This is a genomic window from Cupriavidus sp. SK-4 (assembly GCF_000611125.1).
Taxonomy (GTDB): Bacteria; Pseudomonadota; Gammaproteobacteria; order Burkholderiales; family Burkholderiaceae; genus Cupriavidus; species Cupriavidus necator.
This window is the reverse complement of record NZ_JFJW01000051.1, coordinates 32,645-53,071: the sequence shown is the minus strand read 5'-3', so window position 1 is coordinate 53,071 and position 20,427 is coordinate 32,645. Positions and strand designations below refer to the sequence as shown.

Genomic DNA, 20,427 nt, shown 5'->3' with positions numbered 1-20,427 from the left:
GAGGGCTCCCTCGTGGCAGGTCGTCCTGCCGGAAACCGTACGACCGCGGGTCGTCCCGCGGCGGCGCCTGGCGGCGCTTTGAGGGGGGGCGATCAGGCGGTGTGGCGCGGCTGGCCGGGTTCGGCATCCCACACGATGAACTCAATCGGCGTGGGATCGTAGGCATTGCACGGGTTATTGAGCTGCGGGCAGTTCGATACCAGCATCCACAGGTCCATTTCAGCGCGCAGCTCGACATACTTGCCCGGTCCCGAGACGCCGTCGGCGAACTGCAGGCCGCCTGCGGGGGTCACCGGCACGTTCATGAAGAAGTTGACGTTCGGCACCAGGTCGCGCTTGCCCAGGCCCACGTCGGCAGTCGCCATCGCCAGCAGGTAGTTGTCGCGGCAGGAATGCATGAACTTCTTCTGCAGCGCGTAACGCACGGTGTTGCTTTCGGCCGCGCAGGCGCCGCCCAGGGTGTCGTGCCGGCCACAGGTATCGGCAACGATCGTCAGCATCGGCCGCCCGCTGTTGGAGACCAGCACGGAACCCGTGGTCAGGTAGATGCCGCCCTGGCACAGCAGCGTGTCGGTGGCGCTGTAGTGCTCGGCAACCTCGTGCCGGTTGTAGAAAAGCACATCGGCGGCCTGGTTGCCGTCGAGGTCGACGATACGCACGGTCTGCCCGGCGCGGACTTCAGCCAGCCAGGGCTCGCCGGCGGGCTGCCGGTGGCGCAGCACGGCGCTGGCCGGATCCAGCGGGCTCTCGCGCAGCAGGGCGGCGGCGACGGGCGCGGCGGGAGAGGGGAGAGCTTTGTCAGACATCATCTGGTTTCCTTTGCATGAGCCGGACGCGATCAGGAGAGCGCGAACACGTCGGCGTTGTGGAGGGCTCGCGCGCATTCCGGCCGGAAGCCGCGGCAGTAGTCGTCCGCCGGCGCCGGGCCGGTGCGCCACGCGGCGATACCGATCTTCCCGGGCGCATAGTCCGGGCGTGGATCGAGCGGATGCGGGGCGGTTGAGACGGCCACGATCAGGTCCATGTCACAGCGCAGTTCGACCGAACTGCCTTGCACAGGATGCTGCGCGTCGAAGCCGAAGCGCCCCTCGGCGTCGACGGTGACGCGGCTGAACAGATTGACGGGGGCGATCAGGTCACGCGCGCTCAGGCCGTACTTGCCGATCTCGATGAGCAGGCCATCGCGCCCGGCGCGATGCATGGCGTTGCGGTGCTCGCCGAAACGCCGCTCGCCATACTTTTCCTGCATGCGGCGGGCATCGAGCAGGCCGCCGAACGGATCGTGCCAGCCGAGCGTGTCGTGGGTGAACGAAGCCATGGCGCGGCCCATGTCGCTCATCAGCACGTGGCCGCGCGTGAAATGCGCGGTGTGCAGCGCCTTGCAGGTATCTGGCATGCTGTAGCGCTCGAGCCGGTCGTGCGCGGCGTACAGCACGATCGAGCAGTTGGCGCGCGCCTCCAGCGCGACGAAGCGTAGCGACATGCCGCGCGACAGGCGCCAGCTCCAGTGCGCGCCGCCGGGCACGATCTCGCTCCAGGCGACGCGCTCGGCGGGCAGCCCGGCGGCGAAGCGGCGCCACAGCGGCACCGCGTCCACGGGGGCGTGGGTGGGGGGATTGTCGAGGAGATGGTCGGGGTGTTCCATATCGGGTCTCCGTGGGGTCTCAGGCAACCGGCTCGGGCGCCATTGCGGTGGAAGCGGTGTGCGAAAGCTGTTCGAGCAGGTCGAAGTCGGTCTGCATGCCGGAGGTGGCGCGGATACGCGCCAGCACTTCGCGCTTGAGGTCGAGGAATTCCGGCGCAAGCTTCATGTCCTGCGTGCGATGCGCGGGCAGCGGCACGTCGTAGACAGTGTCGACGCGGCCTGGACGCGGGGCCATCAGCACCACGCGCTGCCCGAGGTAGATGGCCTCCTCGACGTCGTGCGTGACGAAGACGATCGTGCTGCGCTCCAGCCGGTGCACATGCAAGATCAGGTCGTGCATGACCTCGCGCGTCTGGGCGTCAAGGGCGCCGAACGGCTCGTCCATCAGCAGCACCGGCGGCCGGCTCATCAGTGCGCGGGCGATGGCCACGCGCTGCTGCATGCCGCCGGAAAGCTGGCTCGGATAGGCGCGCGCAACGTGGCACAGGCCCATCAGCCGCAGCAACGCGTCGGCGCGGCCCGATGCCGCTTCCACGTCGGCGCTGGTGCGATCCTTCATGCTGACCTGCAGCCGGCGGCAGAACCGGATGTTCTCCTCCACCGTCAGCCACGGGTACAGGCTGTAGTGCTGGAACACCATCGCGCGCCGCGGATCCGGACCGTCGACCGGCTCGCTGTCGCACCACACTTCACCGGCGCTGTGCTGCTCCAGGCCCGCCAGCGTGCGCAGCAAGGTGGACTTGCCGCAGCCGGACGCGCCGACGAGCGTGACGAAGGCGTTATCGGCGATATCGAGATTCACGTCCTGCAGCGCGGCGGGACGCGTGGTATCGGCGTCGAAGAACTTCCAGACGCCGCGCGCGCGCAGCTTGGGAATGATGGATGTGCCCATGGTTCAGCGTCTCGCTTGGAGGTAAGGAAAGGCGCGGCGGTGCGTCCAGCGCATCAACTGGTCGATCGCCAGGCCAATCAGGCCGATCAGCAGGATGCCGGCGAAGATCTTGTCGGTCTGCAGGAAGCGCTGCGCCTTCAGGATCGAGAACCCCAGCCCGGAGCTTGCCGCGACCAGTTCCGCCACGACCAGGTAGGTCCAGGCCCAGCCCATGGTCACGCGCAGCGTGTCGAGCAGCGCCGGCTTGGCAGCCGGGATGATGACGAGCTGGATCAGTTCGCCGCGGCTCGCGCCCATGGTCTGTGCGGCTTCGATCTGCGCCATCGGCACGCGCCGGACGTCTTCAGCGACCATCAGCACCATCTGGAAGAAGGTGCCGATGAAGATGATCGCGACCTTGGCGCTCTCGTCGATGCCGATCCACACCATGACCAGCGGAATGAAGGCCACCGCGGGCATGTAGCGGATGAAGTCGGTCAGCGGTTCCAGCAGCGCCTGCGCACCGCGGAAGGTGCCGATCATCAGGCCCAGCGGCAACGCCAGCGCAGCGGACAACGCCCAGCCGAGCACGACGCGCAACGTGCTGATGCCGATGTCGCCCGGCAGCGACTCCTCGCTGAACCAGTCCCAGAGGCGGCGCAGCACTTGCGGCGGACCCGGCATGAATACCGGGTCTACCGCGCCGCTGGCGGCCAGCAAGGCCCAGCCGGCCAGCGGCAGCAACAGGCCGATGCTGACCAGTGCGGCGGTGCGGCCAGCGGGGATTTCAGCGCGCACGCTCCACCAGGGCCTGGGCCGGGCGCGCAGCGGCGGCACGGCGGGTGAGGCATCTGGCGACTCCAGGACGGGCGGTGCGGGCGGCGCTTGTGGCAGCATCGGCAGCGCGGCCGGCAGCATGGCAGTCTTCTCGTTCATGGCTGCCTCACTTCAACGCTTCGGCGAGCAGGCTGGCGTCGACGCCGCGCGTCGCGTCCGGCTTGCCGTCGATGAGCTTGTGCTCCAGCAGGAATCCGGCAATGGTCGGTGCGACGGCCTGCAGCGACGCGCCCTGCGCCGGATCGAGGGCCGCCTTGTTGGCGGCGCCGTCGAAGAGGCGGGTGCCGGGCAGGAAGACGGCGTATTCCTCCGGCTTCATGCTGACGACTTTCGCCATGATGCGGGCCGCTTCCGCGGGCTGCTCGGCAAGGAATTTCTGCGTGTCGAACCATGCGCGGATCATGCCCACCAGGTCCTTGCGCTTGGCCTGAATGGCCTTTTCGCGCGCGACCAGCAGATCGGGAATCAACCCGGGCATGTCCTTCGACGTGAACAGCGCGCGACCCTTGCCGCTGCGCACGATGCGGTCGACCCATGGATTCCAGACCACCGCGGCGTCCACGCGGCCGGCCATGAATGCCGCCGCCGCATCCCCGGCGGCAAGGTTGGTGATCCTGACATCGGCTGGCTTCAGGCCATTCCTCGCCAGCGCCGTCGCCAGCACGAAGTGCGAGATGCTGTACTGCTCCAGGGCCACGGTCTTGCCCTTGAGATCCGCGAAAGACTTGATGCGCGCGCTGACCAGCAGCGCGTCATTGCCTGCCGAATTGTCATTGACTAGAACCGCCTTGAGCGGCAGGCCCTTGGCGAGCGGGCCCAGGGTGTCGGACCAGGTCTGCGAGTTGGCGTCCAGTTGGCCGGAGGAAAGCGCCGCGATGGAATCCGTGTAGTTCGCGAACCAGACCAGCTTCACGTCGGCGCCGTGCTTCTTGAAGAAGCCCTTTTGCTCGGCCACGTACCAGGCGACCCAGCCCGGCCAGTCGGAGACGCCGACCTTGACCTCGGCCGCGGCGGGCCGCATCGCGCCCAGGCCGTAAGCCAGCACCGCGATGGCCAGCAAGCCGGCGCGGGCGCGCGCCGGCAGGCGATTCGAAAACAATGAGAGAGAAAATGCAGGCATGCCTCGGCTCCGATCTGGCAGATAGAAAAAAGCAGGGAAGCAGACACCTCGCAACGAAGTGAATCTCCCGGGCTTTTGTCCCGCCGTGGAGCCTGGGCGCCAGCATGCGCGCCTGAGGCCGGTTGCTCTTGGACCAGACGTCGTGCGCGGCACGACCGGAACCCTAGCTACCCTTCGGTGAGCGATGCGAAATCGCTTCCCTGACCGGAGTTACGCAATAGGCGTGCCAGAGTGCCGCTGTAGGGATTGGCACTGCCCATGGCAGCGCCCTGCCGGGGAGCAGCACCAAGGCAGGGCAGGGGCCGGACAAACTGCTACGATGCGGTGCATCGGGCCGGTGCGCGCAGCGCGCGCTGCACTAATTTCAGGCACACCCAGGAACATGCGCGGTGCCCCTGGGTGGCACACGCCTTGCGCCAGCCATGCTACGACGCCATGACGGCGCGCCACGGAATCACAGCGGAGATCCAGCCATGCCAGTCAATTCGAGACTTCACGCGCTGCTGCGAAAGTGTGCGGCTTTGCTTCTCGCAGGGCTGACGGCGCGCGCCGCGGCGCGGGCGGGTTGGTTTCATACGGATTCGCGCGCGAGGAACGGAAGCACTGAAGGGTAGGGGCGTTCTGTAGTGCTCCTTGCTCTGCGTTCGTTGTCATCAATCCGCAGATCGATTTCATGAGTCCGAAGGGCAAGGCGTGGAGCCGTTCGTCGAGCGCACGATGGCGTCCACCTCACCAGCCATGGAAGCGCGGCCATGCCGCCAGCTCACCGTCTTCGGAGAGCCCCTGGTATTCGGGGAATTGCGTGCCGGTCGCGCACGCATGGTTGGGAAGAATGCGCAGCCGCGTGCCAACCGGGAAGCGCGCGGCGATATCGGCATCGGGCGCTCCTTCGCGCGACACGATGCCATGCTCCTGGTTGGCGCCGCTGAGCACGTAGCCCGGCAACACCGTGCCGTCGATCGTGCAGACCTGCCCATAGCCATAGTCCCGCTTCTGCTTCTGCGTGCCGCGATCGCGGCTCATCGCCATCCACCCGGCGTCGACGATGGCCCAGCCCTTGTCGCCCTGATGGCCGATCACCGTGGTCAGTACGCTGAGGGCGATGTCATCGGTGGTACAGACCCCTACATTGCTCATCACCAGGTCAAACAGGACATAGACGCCGGCCCGAACCTCGGTGACGCCATCGAGCTGCGCGGCGGAAAGTGCCGTCGGGGTCGAGCCGATGCTGACCACCGGGCATGGCAGCTGCGCGGCCCGCAGACGGTCAGCCGCACGCACGCCGCCGGCGCGTTCCTGCTCCGCCAGGGCGCTCAGGGCCTCGGTGGTGTCAAGCTCGTAACTCGAGCCAGCGTGGGTCAGCACGCCACCCAGGCGCATGCCTCCATCGTGCAGGGCGCGGCCGACAGCCAGCAGCGCAGGGTCCTCCGGCCGGATGCCGGAGCGGTGACCGTCCGTGTCGATCTCGATCAGCACCTCGAACACCGCATCGTTCGCCCGCCCGAACTCTGCGATCGCCTCGGCCGAGGCCACGCTGTCGGTGAGGAGCTTCAGGTCGCACCAGCGCCGACGCAACGCCAGCGCCTGCGGCAGCCGATGCGCCGCCATGCCGACGGCATAGACGATGTCGGTGATGCCCTCAGCAAAGAAGTATTCCGCTTCCTTCAGCGTGGACACCGTGATGCCTTGCGCGCCGGCGGCAAGCTGGGCGCGCACGACCGGCGTGCATTTGGAGGTCTTGACGTGCGGGCGGAAGCGCACGCCCAACGCGTTCATGCGCTGCTGCATGCGGTCGATGTTGCGCTGCATGCGCGCCAGGTCGATGACGGCTGCCGGGGTATCGAGGGAGTCGAGGGATGTGGACATGTCTGGCTGGATCGGCAAGGGGTTCACTGGAGCGCACTGTGTTTGCGCAGCAGCCGGATATGCGGCGTCCAGTCGGTCATGGCGTCGAGCGGAACGACCGGGCGCGGCAGGCGCTGGAAGTCGAAGCGGGACAACACCGGCGATGTCAGGCCCGGGGCATCGACGCTGAAGATCTGTCCGGGGCCAAAGAACTGGTCGAACGCCGCGCGGAAATGGCCTCGTGATTTCACCACCACCGTGCGGGCTTGCGCGATATCGATGCCGAACATCTCGAAGAAGGCGGGCTCATGGCATTGGTGTCGATTGGTGATCACCACGACCTTCACGCCGCCCACCCGCAGCAGGGCCGACGGGCCCAGGTTGAAGCTGCAACCGGCCAGCTGCCCCCGTCGCCCCACGCCCTGGCCCGCGTGCAGCCGCAGTACCGTGGCGGGTGCGCTGAATGCTTCGGAGTAAGCGGTGCTCTCGCCGCGATTGAAGTGGGCGGTAAACTCGGCGCCCACGCCGAGGGCATGGGCCTGCGCGCTGAGCTCAGGATCGGTGACCACACCGAGGATGGCGTCCCGCACTCCGGCGTGCAACAGCGCCTGCAGCAGGAAGGGCGTATTGCCGCGCGCGCCGCCGCCGGGGTTGTCTGCCACATCGGCCAGCAATACGGGCGGGAGCGCGTGGTCCTCGCCAGCGGCCTTGGCTAGCTCGACCGCCTCGTCGAGGGACGTCAACTCGGGCGTGAAGGCGGCACGGCCAGTCCAGGCCGGCGTCACTAGCTCTTGGGCGGTTTGCCGGGCGAGGTCGGCATCGCCGCGGGTCGTGACGATGACCGTCATGCCGTTCTTCGGGGTGTCGCCAAAGGCAAAGCCGCCCACCACCGATACATTGACAATGCGCGGGTCGGTCAGTGCCTCCGCTTGCGCGATCATGTCGGCGTACGGCCCGGTTCCGGGCGCGGTCAACAGCTGCGTCGGGGGCGCACAAACCGGCATGCGCACATGCGCGACGCAAAACCGCGCGCCTTGAATCAGCTCGATCAGGACGTCAGCCGCTTCCGTACCGCGTTCGGCCATGTCGGTATGCGGATTGCGGCGATAGGAGATCAGCGTATCCACCGCGTCGACCATGCGATCGGACACATTGGCATGCAGGTCGACGGTGGCGACGACCGGCACCGACGGTCCGACGACGGACCTCACCATCTCGAAGACCAGGCCGTCGGGATCATCCTCTTCGGTGGTGATGGCGGCACCGTGCTCGCAAATGTAGACGGCATCGAGCGGCAGCGCGGCGCGCAATTCGCGTTCAAAGATGGCGAGCGTCTCCATGAAGAAGGCGTGGTCGACCGGGCCACCCGACTCTGCATTGGCGAACAGGATCGGGACGGGCTGCCACTGCCCGACTGCATCCATGCGGCGGACAAAGGCAGGGATCTCCGGCGTCATGGCAGGCGCGCGGGCGCGGGCATCGGACAGCAGCGCATCGCCGGCAAAATAAGCCCGCGACACGAAGTCGGCGCGCGTGGACACTGGAGCAAAACGGTTCGATTCAATGGCAAAGCCGAGAATAGCAATGCGGGGACTGGACATGGTCGGCGGAAATCTCAGTTCTGCTTGGGGATCTTCGCGGTTTCCACCAGCTCGGCCCATTTCTTCTGCTCGCTGGCGATGAACTGGATGAAATCTGCGCGCGTGCCGGTGGCGGCGACGGCATTGGCATTGGCCAGGTCCTGGCGCAGGCTATCGGTCTTCAGCACCTTTTCCAACGCCGTGCTGAGCTTGTCGACGATAGGCTGCGGCGTGCCCTTGGGAAACACCAGGCCACCCCACGAGACATTTTCATAGCCCTTAAGGCCGGACTCATTGAGCGTCGGCACGTCTGGATACAGCGCAACGCGCTCGCGGCTGGTGATCGCCAGCGCGCGCAGCTTCCCGCTCTTGACCAGTGGCCATGCCACCGACGCATTGGTAATGGTGTAATCGAGCCGGCCGCCGGCGAGGTCGGCCAGCGACGCCGGGTCACCGTTGTATGGAATGAACAACACGTCGATGCCGGCCATCTTCTTGAGCAATTCGCCGCCCATGTGGCCGCTGCTGCCAGTGCCCGCAGCGGCGTACGACAGCTTGCCCGGGGATTTCCTGGCCAGTGCAAGCAGCTCGGCCACGTTCTTGACCGGGGAATCGGCACGTACCACGAGCAAGTTATAGATCGAGAACATGCGGCCCACAGGCACAAAGTCCTGCCGCACGTCATAGGAAAGCTTGCTGAACAGCGCCGGATTGATGGCCAGGGTGTTGATGTTGCCATAGCCCAGCGTGTACCCATCCGGCTCAGCGCGCTTGACCTGCGCCATGCCGATGTTGCCGGCGGCGCCCGGGCGGTTGTCGACGACAAAGTTGGCGTGGGCTTCTTTCGCCAGGTGCGTCAGCACAACGCGGGTCAGCACGTCGGCCGATCCGCCGGCAGCGGAGGCAACGATGACAGTAACCGGCTTTTGCGGCCACGGATTGTCGGCCGCCCGGGCGGCGGAAGTGAAACTACAGGCAGCACTCAATGCGAGCGCTGTGAGGGCAGGGATGAGGCGCATGAAACCAACTCCGGACAAATGGGAAGGAATTGAGGTCCTTGACCGTCCGGTAGCGCATCACTGGCGTGCCGCGGGCAAGGCGCCGAAGCCGCGCAGCGGCTGCGGTGACATCGTGAAAAGCAAGCGACTCCTACATAGTGCAAACATCGATTAATGCGTTACCACGACCACGGGATGCTGGAACCCACGCCGGTCGCGCCGGCCCGCTGATGGAGCAGGCGGGCGACGGTCAGGTCCTGCAGGGCGAGACCGGTCATGTCGAATACCGTAATGTCCGCCGGTTGGCGGTCCACACGCGCCTTTCCCGTCAGCAGATCGCCCAGTTCGATGCACGGCGTATCGGGAGCCCACTGGGTTTCGCCGATCTGGCGTGCCTGTACCTGGTCGTCGACAAACAGGCGTACCCGCTGCAGCAGCCCCTCGGGCAGCTCCCGCTTGCCTTTGGTGTCGGCGCCCACGCAATTCAGGTGTGTACCTGGCCGCACCGCCTGCGTGTCGAACAAAGCGCCCGCTCCTGGTGTTGCGGTGATCACGATGTCGCTCTCCGACACGGCGGCATTGCGGTCGCGCGCCGGCGAGATGTCGCAACGGTGCGCGAACTGCGCCTCGAAAGCAGCGTCGCGCTTGCCGTCCACCGTGGCATAGCGGACCTCGCCAAGTGAGGGCAGCAACCGCAGTGCGAAGCTGAGCTGCACGCGCGCCTGGACACCGGTGCCGAACAGGCACAAGCGGGTACTGTCCGGCCGTGCGAGCTGCTGCAGCCCCAGGCCACCCGCGGCGCCGGTGCGCATGGTCGTGACCGCATTGCCATCCATGATGCAGACGGGCCGCCCGGTGGCGGGATCGATCAGGATGATGGTGGCCTGGTGCGGCTCACCGCCAAGCTGACGGTTGTTGGGCCAGAATCCCGCGGCCTTGAACCCGAGCAAGCCTTGTGCCTGCACATCCCCCGACTTGATGCCGAAGACGCCGCCGGTTGCCAGGGGCTCGCGCACCACCGGGAAGACGCGGCCCTCGCCGTCGCTATGCAGAACGAAGGCCTCGCGCACGGCTGCCAGGACGTCGTCGGGCAGTAGCAAGGACTGCACCTCGTCCTTGTCGAGCAGCAGCAGGCGGGCGTCACTTGGCATCGCTGTACACCGTTGCTCGCGATACACCCAGATGCATCGCCACGACTTCCATGGCCCGGCGCACCTCCATGCAACCCGATTCCTTGAGCTCGCGTATCAGCGCGCGCCGGTCCGTCGCCTTGAGCGAACGGGGAGTGGTGGCGAGCCGCGCCGCGAACTGGTCAATGCGATCCCGGATGGCTTCCGCTCCGACCGGATCGAGCGACTCGGTAACACCTGCAGCCGCGCCGACCGTGCCGAACTGTCCCAGCATGGTCTGCAGGCCACGAAACAGGGAGAGATCGACATTCAGGCACAGGGCCGCGATGTATTGCCCGCTGGAATCCTTGATGCCGATCGACGTGCTCTTGGCCTGGCGGCCATCGGCGAACTGGTTGGCATAGTTGGCGATGATCTGCTGGTATTGCGGATCGGCGATGCGGGCCAGGCCGAGTTCCGTAGCCGGGTCGCCAGGCTGTCGACCCGACAGGTTGTTATGGATGGCCAGGATGGCATGCTTGGGATCGAGGAGGTCGTGGACAACGACCTCGCAAAACGGCGCCAGGGTCTCGCCGAGGCCCTGCGCCACTTGCTTGAGTTGATCGAGCAGCGCTTGCTGCTCCATGGTTCGCTTCGTCATCTGGACAGATTATCCAGAGTTAGACGATTCGTCAAGGAAGAAGATCCGGCGTGATGCGGAGCGCATTTGCCGGAGCGCTGCCTTGTCAATGGGTTCGTTATTCGGAGTTTCATCATGCAGATTGGATTCATCGGGCTTGGCGCCATGGGCGCCGCGATTGCCATGAACCTGTTCGAGTCTGGACACCAGGTGCAAGTGTTCAACCGCAGCCCCGCGCGTGCCGAACGCCTGCGCAGGGCAGGGGCCACGGTCGCGGCGAGTCCGGCCGAGGCTGCACATGCGGCTGACGTCGTTTTCTCGATGGTCGCCGACGATGCCGCCCTCACATCGGTCACGCTCGGGGAGACTGGAATCCTCGCGGGACTCAGACCAAGCGCGGTGCATATCTCGCTCAGCACGATTGGCGTCGATACCGCACAGGCTCTCACGGTCCGGCATCGTGAAGCCGGGGTGGGCTTCGTCTCGGCGCCGGTGTTTGGCCGGCCCGATGCGGCCGCGGCGCGCAAGCTCTTCATCATGGCCGCGGGCGCGGACGAGCACCTGAAAGTTGCAGTGCCCCTCCTGGAACAGTTGGGGCAGTCGTTCGGTATCGTTGGGGCCGATCCCTCGCAGGCGAGTCTCGTGAAGCTGATCGGCAACTTCATGCTGTCCGTGATCATCGAGACGCTGGGCGAAGCTTGCGCGGTGGCGGGCAAGGCGGGAATCGACCAGATGCACTTCGTCCAGCTTCTGACGAACGCCAGCTTCAACGCGCCGCCCTACAAGATCTATGGTGCGATGATCGCGTCGCAGCAGTTCCAGCCGGCTGGCTTTGCACTGCCGCTCGGCCAGAAGGACAATCGCCTGATGCTGGCGGCCGCCGACGCGCTCGGCGTTCCGCTCCCGCTTGCGAGCTTCATTCACGATCGCTTTCTTGCGGTGCGCTCGCAAGGCATTGGTGCCGAGCACGACTGGTCTGCCGTGGCACTTTGCTCGTTGACCGAAGCCGGGATGCGCAAGCACGCTTAGCGTCGGCAAGGCCAAGGGCTGGGCTACAGCCTGGTCGCATCCGCTTCCACCGGCGGGCGGGCTCCATCCACTGGCCGATGAAATGCGGCGTCAGATTGACCAACAGGCCGCAAAGGCGGCATCTACCTGAGAGCATTGCGAAGGGTCTGGATCGAGCTGGATTGCTCGCAAGCTCCCACATTGCTCCCTGAGCATGGGCGATGCCGCCGGCGCGCGACGGCCATCAAGCGGGCGCAGCAATGCTATTCGGCCAGTGGTCTCTGCGGCAGCCGCGCCGGCGGGCGCGGCTCTTCCCCGGTAATGGCGGTGAACTCGCCGCGGGTCAGGTTCTGCTTGTCGCCATTCGACAGATGCAGGATTGCATAGACGTCGCCTTCCTCTTCCGGCAACACCCGCACGCTGATAATGTGGTCGGGGTTGAGAAAGAAGCCCGGCCTTAGCTCGATAAGATGCCCGGGCATGCTCTGCTGAGGCGGCGGAGTCTTCGCCGCTCGCGCAGCGGAGCCGTGCCCTCGGCGTGGGAGGTCCGTGTTTTCATCAGGTGGGGGCTTCTTCTCCATTTGCCAACTCCTGCTATGGCCCGGGCGCGGGCATCACTTCAACAGACGGTCATGCAGTCGCCGTCGCAAGCCGGCAGCTTCGGCAGGCAGCGTTCCGGCGGACCGGCCTCGTACGAGCACAGCAGATAGGCACGGTGTACCACGCCGGCGTCTTCCGGAAACAGGAAATCGCCGATCACGACCGGTCGCTCGTCGCTCAGGTACGGGAACGGGTACTCGATCACGCCATGGAAGAGGCACGGCCAATCCTCGCTGGCCACGCAGGTCAGGAAGAAGCGGTCGCAGCACGCTTCGCCGTCGTCCTCGCATGTGCAGTCGCGATCTGGCACGAACTCGATCTCATGGTTGCGCGCGCCGCTGCAGCCTTGGGCCTCGAACCACAGTTCGACGCGGCGCATGCGCACCGGCCGCTGGCCCGGCAGGTACGGGAACATGCCGCGGCTCATGCGCAGCGTGAGCGCACGCGTGCAGCTGGGAATTTCTGCCGCCGGCACGGCTGCCTTGAACCGCTGCCACGCATCGGCGAAGTCCTGCTTCCAGTCAAAGAAGCGCAGCCCCGCGCCGGGCAGCAGGCAGGACGCGGCGGCCCAGCTTGCCTTGCGCAGCAGCGCTCCGCCTTCGCGAGCGGTGTAGCTCAACTGGACGATCAGGTCGCTTACCGTGTCAATGTCGAACGCATTGGTCTCGATGGGCAGCTCGATGCGCCAGCGGCTGACCGCCCCGGCGTATTCGAACGGCAGGTAGCGCTCGTCGCGGAAATTGAGCTCGAACAGCCCCGAGTCGTTCTGCCCGGTGGAAGTTGCGATCGCTTCGGTTGCGCCATAGCGCTTCACGATGCGCGGATCATCCCTGGTCGCCTCGTAGCGCCGGCGCTCGCAGCAGCCGCAGGTGCATTCGCCAGGGCAGCAGTCTTCGACGTCGAGCAGCGTGGGCTCGATGCGGGTCGCGCTGCTCAGCAGCGTCAGCTTGCAGTGCACGCCCGTGTAAGGGCCCACGACAGAGGGGATGGTCAGGCTGACGCTCTTGACGCGGCGCAGGTAGTGTCCGGGGTATTCGCGGTCGAGGCGCCATTCGGGAATCTCGATCTCGCACATGCCTGTCGCCTTCAGCTGCAGGAACGCGAGCGGAAAATCGATCCGCAGCGACAGTCGCGTCACCAGCTCCTGCTCGCGCCGGTTCTGGTCGTAGTAGGCCTTTTCCATTGCGCGCAGCGAGGTCGACAGCCGCTCGCCGGCCAGCAGGCCTTCGTGCAGACCGTCCCAGATATCCGGTGGCAGGTGCGTCTGCGTGGTCAGCTCGCGTTCCAGCTGGAACGCGCGTTGTGCCTGGCGTGCCCAGCACCAGGCGATCTCGAACATCTGGTGGTGCAGCGCCGCTGTCTCCTGCTGCAGGAACAGGTAGAGCGCGTGATTGGTGAACTTGTCGCGCAGGAAGTCCTGCAGCTCCGCCGCCTGCTGCTTCTGCTGCACCAGGTTGTTCAACTGGCGCAGCGCCACGCCGCGGCGCCGCTCGGCGCCAAGGATCTGCCGCTCGATCTGCTGGATCTCGATATCGAGCACCGTGACCTGGAAGATCCAGTCCGCCTCGCGACGGTCCCATCCACCCTCGGTCAGTGCCAGGCCGGCCTGCGTGCCGTTGATATCGGCAACCGTGTAGAGAATCCTCGCGGCCGCGGCGAACGCGTGGGCCAGCTTGGTGCCGATCGGCATCTGGAACACCGACACCGGGGTGGACGCGATCCCGGCAACGCCGGTCGTATTGTCCGGAATCAGGTTCATGACCTGGCCGACACCTTCCACGATGTTGCCGGCGGCGCGCGTGGTCATGGAAACGCCGGTCAGGTTCTGGTAGGCCTGCTCCTTCGGGATCAACCCATTCGCGATCAGGTCGCTGTAATATTGCCGCCGCGCCTGCGCCCCCTGCTTGGTCTTCTGCAGTGCCTGCACCTGCCAGTCCGCTTCGCGGAATTCCATGCGGCGGATCTCCTCGGTCAGGTTGAGGAGCTGGCGTTCGTGCGCGGCACGCATGGCCGCGAGGAACTCGGCATCCCCTTTCTCGAAGGCGGCCAGCAGCGCGGCGCCAAAGGTGCGGACTTCGTTCGCCGTCTCCACGGCGCGCTGGATGAGGAAGGGGAAGCGGTACGGGCTGGGCGGACAGCAGCAGCCGTCGTCGTCAAGGCAGTTCGCGGCCGCAGTCTTCCATCCGCGCCGCACCGGATTGTTGCCCCAATATGAGGTATCCAGATTGGGGACGCCGCCCGCCAGCCGCGCCTTCGTCAGGCAGCGGTGCAGGGCGTCCAGCTGGTCGGCGACGCAGTCGTAGATCTCCATCAGGCGCGGGTTGAGCGGGGCCAACCGCGGGATAAACGCGGTTACCGTCTGCGCTTTGGTGCCATCATCCTGGCCGAAGATCGTGCGCGGCCGCTCGCCGAGGAATCTCGAGAGCGTGTCGAGGCGCAGCCGCGCCATGGCGTAGCCCTCGGGGGAATGCCGGCACATTGCCGCCTGCGCATGCTGAAGCAGGGTTTCGAGATACGCCAGGACGACACTTCGCTGCCGGGACGCAAGCTCGGTCTTCACCAGCGTGTCGCAGCACGGATCCTGGCCGGTGCGCATGCGACCGCCCGTCGACACCGCCGCGCGCGGCGTCGATGCTGCAGCAATGCCGCGGCCAGCGGGCTGTGCGGGATTGGCCGGGGTATTCGGATTTGGCTCGTTCGTGCCACCGGGAACGTTGGTCCCGGGGATCGTCCCGGTCGACGGCGGCTGCGGCGTGCGGCAGGTCGCCCAGCGCAGGTCCTTGTCGCCAGGCGCGAAGTAGAGCTCGTACCATTTCAGGGCTGCCTCGAAGCGGCAGTGGGCGCGCAGCGTTCCGGCGACCGTCATCGCGGTCGAGTAGAGCGAAGGCTCAAGCGGGGCGCCGGAGGTGAAATAGACGAAGAACGGATACGCCTGCAGCAATGGAGCGAGCGGTGCCGGGGCCAGGGGCGTCGCGATCACCTCGGGCGTTACGACGGCGGTATCCGGCGTAATGTCGTAGCGGAAGCCCCACGGCGACGGGTCCGTATGGCCCGGCGGGAGCGCCGCCGCGTTCGTGATCCGGAACCGAAGGGAGTCAACCTCGCGGCCCAGGAATTCGAGCTGTGGCTCGCCGCCGGCAGGATTGACATGCGCGCCGTCGTCGGTGATGCGCGGGGTCTGGAATTCTCCGTTATGCACGCGGCACCATGCGAGCTTCACCATCGGCCGCGGCGGCCAGGCCAGCAGCTGCGGCAGACGGTCACGGCGATGCCAGTCCGAGGTCATGTCGGCCGGCACGACACCCCAGTCTGCGTCCTGGAACAAGGATGGGTCCGCGGGATTCAGAACACCCGGATCGTAGTACTCGGAGTTCACCAGCCAGAAGTAGTACTCGTCCATGACCGGCGCATGCACGTGTCCGCACTCGGCGCAGCACACCGAGCCCGACCTCTCCGGCAGCATGAACGCGGACGTGGCGGGCGGCTCCCCGGCAGCGGCAATGCGCAGGAACCGCGTGCCGAGGCGGACCGCCGCCTGCAGCCAGAGCGGAGGCTGCGGAGACTCAGCGCCGGGGGGCGTTCCTGTGGACGCGTTGGCAGGCACCGTAGCGGCGAGCATGCCGCGAGCGGCCCCCGGGACATTGTTGGTCGTGCCCGGGGTCGGGCCGGCAGGCAGCCGGAGCTGCGACGGCGCCAGCCAGCTGGGTCTTGCGTGGCGCTCGGGCCGCCCCATCAGCCCGAGGTTCTCGGGCTGCGGCACCTGCTTCAGATGCGACGGTTCGCGATGCTGCAGCGCGGTCAGCAACGGATGGGCCGGCCAGTAGGGTCCGGGCCAGTACTCCATGCCGCCGGGTTGCGGCGCGGTCAAGGTGGCGCGCCGCAGCTCGGATTCGAGGAAGCGGAATGCTTCGGCCTGGAGCGCGCGTTCGTGCTCGGTCCACTCGACGTAGTTCTCCTGGTACAGCGTGCGGCGGCGGCAGGCCTGCCAGATATGGAAGATCGCAAAGAGCTTGTCCCATGCCGAGGCAAACGCAGGGGTCACCACGAAGGTCGGCTCCTGCGCCAGGCGTGCGCGCTCTACGAAGGACTGTACCGCCGTGACCGCTTCTTCAATGCGGCTGAGCTTCTGGCAAATGCCAGCATCGACGTCGATCAGCAGCAGCGCACTGAGATCCTTCGCCGACGTCGCAAACGCGCCTGGCACAAACGGAAGCGGGATCCGGTTCATTCCGGTGAGATACGCGACCAGCGCGGTGCGTCCCCGCTCGCGCAGCAGGTTGTTGAGGTGCTCGATGTCGGCGTAGCGCAGCGGGTTGCCGCGCTCGATCATGCCGTCGCGGTAGAACCTTGTCAGGTTCGCGTTGCCGCTGGCCATTGCCGCCGGCGCGCTCGCTGCCCAGAGATCGGGCTGTGCCTGGGCGAGGTCGAGCGGAACGAACGTCTTCAGCAGCCGCCGCACCCACGACGCGGCGTGCCAGACGCGGATTGCCCAGCGATCGTCCGACAGCCTGGCCCAGTCGACGGATACGCCGTCGTGGAAGTCGAGGACAAGCGCGGCATGATCCATGTCGACGCCAAGGTCCATCAGCAGCGGCACGGGATCGGCGGGCTGCTGGTTCGACGCCTCGACGAAGCAGAGCCACGCGAGGCGCTCAGCCCGTTGCTGGACTGCCCGCCGCATCACCGTGTAGTCATGGAAGCGCTCGAACCAGTCGAAGAGCGCCTGCCGGCGCTTGACCGACGGCGTCGCGCGCTGGTCGAGCGGCGCCGGTGGCTTGCGTTCCGGATCGCCGTTGTAGGTGTCGCCAACCGGCAGGAAATTGAAGTCCAGATACGCGCGGTGCGATGTATACGGGGTGCCAGGAACGTAGGTGAAGCCGGCGAACAGGCCTGGCGACGACAGCATATACCCGGTCTCGGAAACGTTTGCCCGCGCCACCAGGCGTGCCGACAGTCGCAGCCGGTGGCAGAACAGCAGCGCCTTGAATGCGCGCTGGTAGGTGCGGCGGATGTCGCGCAGGCTGCTGGTGTACTGCAGGGCCAGATACGCCTTTGCCGACGGCACCACCGCCTGCGCGCTGTTCAGCTGACCCGGCGAGACGTCGCGATACAGGCGCTCGGCCGGCAGCTCGGCAATGCAGTCATCGGTGTCCGGGCCCTGGTACTTCACCGTGAAGCCGGTGCGGGCGCGCGCCAGTTCCTGCTTCTCATCGAACTCCGGTGGCGATTCCTCGAAGTCGATATCGATGAAGTAGGCGCCGCGCTTTAGATGCAGCGGGCCGGACGCACGGTCCGGCGCCGGCTCGTCCGCCCACCGGTAGTTCAGCAGGCGGAACGTCTTCTGTCCGCGCCGCAGGTTGACGCGCCACTTGTTGTGGCTGCACGCCTCGAAATCGGGTGTCTCGCAGTCCGGTGCCGGCGCGCCGGCGAAGAATGTGTACGTGCCCGATGTCTCGACCATGAGCACGCCGGTCCAGCGTGCGGTGTAGCCTTCGGCGCCCGCCAGCGGCTGGCCGTCCGACTCGCGGATCGCCAGGCCGTTGCGCAATACGGCGAACTTCAGTGCCGCCGGCGGCAGCGTGAAATCCAGGTCCGGCACGATCCCGGGAACCGGCGCATTCCAGGCATTGCCCGCCTGTGAGAACGCCGTCATCGGTCCGCGCAGTTCGGCCCATGAACTCCCGCTCGCGCCTTTCACCTCACCGAACAGTCCGGTGCCGGTAAGTCCGGTCAGCGCGGCAAAGGCACCGCCCGCCGGCAACGGCCATGAGAAGCTGGCGGGCGGCTTGCCGTTATCCTGCTCCCACGCCGACGCTGCCTTGTTCTCGTCGCCGAGCAGGCGGCGAAGGATCAGCCACGCCAGATCGGTTTCCGCATCGGTGCCGTCGGAGGCGTAGCCCACATGCGCGGCAAGATGCTCCGCGACGATGTGCGCGCGGCGTGAGAACTCCACGAACGCGCGGCGGAAGTATTCCCAGCGCCGGGTCTCATCCGCTTCCTGGACCAGCGCTTGTTCAGCGGCGGCGAGGCTGGGGAACAGGAACGAGAACCGCGCGAGCTCGGCACGCGGGGCGAAGTACAACTGTTGCACCGCCTTGCGCTCGGCGTCCGTCAGCTGCTCGATCGCATTGAGCTTGAACAGCACGTCCTGGTCGAGCAGCGGCAGGGACGTCACCAGTTCCTTGGCGGCGGCATCGTACTGGAATGGTCCGGGATGCGGGTGGTTCCACATGTTAGCGACGGTTGCCGCGAGAGGCGAGCGGTACTGGCGCGCCTGCGGGCTGACCGGAAACCCGGCGTCAGCGAGCATTGCTGGGAAGAAATGCTCCCCAAGCTCGCGCAGCGGATCGGTGCCCGGCGCAGGCTCGTACCCGAAGTCGGTCCGCATCGCGGTGACGAGGCCGGTCCAGGTCAGCGCGGCGATTTCCTCTTCGGTTGCGTGGACGTCCAGCAGCTTGCGCCGCAGGCACCACAGGTCGTACGGATGCCCTTCCTCCGGGAAGTCGAACGGCTGATCGAGCGCTTCGTTCTTGTCCTGCTGGCAGAACGGATCGTCGCCGTCGAGATGCTGGTCGACCGAGAACAGGTACAGCAGCTCGCCGGTGGTGAACCACGAACCGTAGACCTTGGCCAGGACTTCCGTGAGGCGCAGGGTGCCGGTCGGCTGCGCATTCCACGGCCTCGCGACCGGATCGAAGCCGCTCAGCAGCGACAGCGTGTCGAGGTTGTCGCGCAGGATCTTGATGAACTCGGGCGGACGATGGCGGCGGTGGCTGCCCGGACGCCGGCCGGGCGCGTGCTCGCGCTCGGCGCGGTCCTCGATGCGCCCGAGCAGATGGTCAACGGCCCAGTCGAACGACGCGGTGGGCGCGGCCGCCCACAGGCCAAGCAGGCGTGTGCGAGCCGATCCGGTTGCGTCCGGTGCCGCGTCCGGGTCGGTGCCCAGCGCGAGCCGCCAGTCGTCTCGCAGGATCTGGAAGGCAGCCAGCTGGCGGATGAACTCCGGGTTGACGTTCGCACCCTGGAACAGGCCGAGCACCAGACCGATGTCGCGCAAATCCGCAAAGCTGTAGCCCGCGCCGGGCAGGCACCTGAGCGATCGCCACAGGCGGATGAAGACGATCAGCCGCCGCAGCGCATCTTCAGGCGCCTGCGGATTGACGAACTGGATCACGAGATCTTCCGGGCAGCACGGTTCGCAATCCGGGAATCCGGCTTTCGGCGTCGTCCCCGTGGCGCCCGTGGTCCGCCCGGCAGCGGTCCCTGGCGCGGCCGGTTGCCGTTCAAACTCGACAAACCTGGCTTTCCAAAGCTCGAGGAACTCGCAGTAATCCAGCCCCGTGCGCTTTAGGAACTCCGGCACATGCACGACGATCGACTTCCAGTCGACCCCGTTGATCGTGGCCGACGGGAAGCCGTACATCTTGAGCAGGTCGGCCGGGCCGATTGGATCGACGTACAGGGTCTGGTACTCGGCCGGGGACAGGCGCAGGTACTCGATCGCCAGCTCGATCCGTACCGGATACCGCCACAGATGCTTCTGGAAGTCCGCGGCCTCCTGCTTCGCGTCGATCGCGAACTCGGTGATCTCTTCGCGGAACGCGCGCATGGTCGCGAACCGCGACGTTCCCATGCCGCACAGGTACGTGCGCGAAATGTCGAGCGGCTGCGAATAGGGCAGCAGCGGCGAGGAAAAATCGCCGGCGAGCTTCACATAGGCGCCGGGCTCCTTCACCGGCGTTGCCGGCGTCGAATGCTCCGGCAGCGCGGCGAACAGGGTATTCGGCGCGTGCCCGGTGCCGTCGTCCGCGTCGGCGGGTCTTAGCGCGTGCCCGCCCAGCGCCGTGGCGCTGGTGTCATAGACGACGCCAGGAGCGCCGTTGTCGGCGAGGTCCTCGAGGTTCTCATTGACAATGTCGATCAGCGGCAGCGTGGTGTGAAGGTTTGCGGCCGTGGCGTGAAGGCTGCCGAGCGCACCGCGGCGCGGCGCGACCAGGTCGGCGAGGGTGCCGCCGGTTGCCGCCGGATGCTCGCATGTGGCGCCGATACCGGTCGCGAGCAGATCCTGCAGATACTTCACCGGCCCGAGCGGCGACAGGTGCCATGGCGGGATGCAGTTGATAAGCGATCCGTCCGGATTGACCGGCGTGAACGGACCCGGAGCGGCCGGCGGC

At 66.7% G+C, this 20,427-nt stretch carries 13 protein-coding genes and 1 riboswitch; of the genes, 1 reads left to right on the top strand and 12 read right to left on the bottom strand.

What is annotated here, in order from left to right:
• Positions 1–92: 92 nt before the first annotated feature.
• The 10 genes from CF68_RS10090 to CF68_RS10045 all read right to left on the bottom strand — a co-directional run bounded on the left by CF68_RS10090 (position 93) and on the right by CF68_RS10045 (position 10,666).
• A complete protein-coding gene (locus CF68_RS10090) occupies positions 93–806 on the bottom strand; it encodes an urea amidolyase associated protein UAAP2 (RefSeq protein ID WP_051591483.1) in 714 nt (237 codons plus the stop codon).
• A 32-nt stretch (positions 807–838) separates the two neighbouring features.
• Positions 839–1,645: an urea amidolyase associated protein UAAP1 gene (locus CF68_RS10085; protein ID WP_084187162.1), complete on the bottom strand. Its 807-nt coding sequence runs from the start codon at positions 1,643–1,645 to the stop codon at positions 839–841.
• Positions 1,646–1,664: 19 nt separating this feature from the next.
• Positions 1,665–2,537, bottom strand: coding sequence for an ABC transporter ATP-binding protein (locus CF68_RS10080; RefSeq protein WP_035818063.1), 873 nt, complete (start codon positions 2,535–2,537; stop codon positions 1,665–1,667).
• A gap of 3 nt (positions 2,538–2,540) precedes the next feature.
• Complete coding sequence (locus tag CF68_RS10075; RefSeq protein ID WP_235205725.1) at positions 2,541–3,452, bottom strand: ABC transporter permease; 912 nt, start codon at positions 3,450–3,452, stop codon at positions 2,541–2,543.
• 7 nt (positions 3,453–3,459) lie between these two features.
• The gene (locus tag CF68_RS10070) at positions 3,460–4,473 is read right to left on the bottom strand and encodes an ABC transporter substrate-binding protein (RefSeq protein ID WP_035818061.1); all 1,014 of its coding nucleotides are present in this window, start codon (positions 4,471–4,473) and stop codon (positions 3,460–3,462) included.
• Positions 4,474–4,535: 62 nt separating this feature from the next.
• Positions 4,536–4,651, bottom strand: a riboswitch (guanidine-I (ykkC/yxkD leader).
• A gap of 551 nt (positions 4,652–5,202) precedes the next feature.
• Positions 5,203–6,339 carry a DSD1 family PLP-dependent enzyme gene (locus tag CF68_RS10065; protein ID WP_035818058.1) on the bottom strand — a complete coding sequence of 379 codons (1,137 nt, stop codon included), beginning with the start codon at positions 6,337–6,339 and terminating at the stop codon, positions 5,203–5,205.
• A 23-nt stretch (positions 6,340–6,362) separates the two neighbouring features.
• Positions 6,363–7,919, bottom strand: a complete 1,557-nt coding sequence (locus CF68_RS10060) for a M81 family metallopeptidase (RefSeq protein ID WP_035818056.1) — start codon at positions 7,917–7,919, stop codon at positions 6,363–6,365.
• 14 nt (positions 7,920–7,933) lie between these two features.
• Positions 7,934–8,917 (bottom strand): tripartite tricarboxylate transporter substrate binding protein, encoded by a 984-nt coding sequence (locus CF68_RS10055; protein WP_035818054.1) that lies wholly within the window; start codon positions 8,915–8,917, stop codon positions 7,934–7,936.
• 158 nt (positions 8,918–9,075) lie between these two features.
• Positions 9,076–10,047, bottom strand: coding sequence for an ornithine cyclodeaminase family protein (locus CF68_RS10050; protein WP_035818051.1), 972 nt, complete (start codon positions 10,045–10,047; stop codon positions 9,076–9,078).
• Positions 10,037–10,666: a transcriptional regulator gene (locus CF68_RS10045; RefSeq protein ID WP_035818049.1), complete on the bottom strand. Its 630-nt coding sequence runs from the start codon at positions 10,664–10,666 to the stop codon at positions 10,037–10,039. Before CF68_RS10045 ends, CF68_RS10050 begins: the two co-directional genes overlap by 11 nt.
• Before the next feature lie 114 nt (positions 10,667–10,780).
• Between CF68_RS10045 and CF68_RS10040 the strand changes: the two genes are divergently transcribed.
• Positions 10,781–11,674 (top strand): NAD(P)-dependent oxidoreductase, encoded by an 894-nt coding sequence (locus CF68_RS10040; protein WP_035818047.1) that lies wholly within the window; start codon positions 10,781–10,783, stop codon positions 11,672–11,674.
• Between the two features lie 242 nt (positions 11,675–11,916).
• Here the strand turns inward: CF68_RS10040 and CF68_RS10035 are convergent, their stop codons facing one another.
• Positions 11,917–12,234: a hypothetical protein gene (locus CF68_RS10035; RefSeq protein ID WP_152548486.1), complete on the bottom strand. Its 318-nt coding sequence runs from the start codon at positions 12,232–12,234 to the stop codon at positions 11,917–11,919.
• Between the two features lie 38 nt (positions 12,235–12,272).
• Positions 12,273–20,333 carry a neuraminidase-like domain-containing protein gene (locus CF68_RS10030; RefSeq protein WP_051591479.1) on the bottom strand — a complete coding sequence of 2,687 codons (8,061 nt, stop codon included), beginning with the start codon at positions 20,331–20,333 and terminating at the stop codon, positions 12,273–12,275.
• Positions 20,334–20,427: the final 94 nt, after the last annotated feature.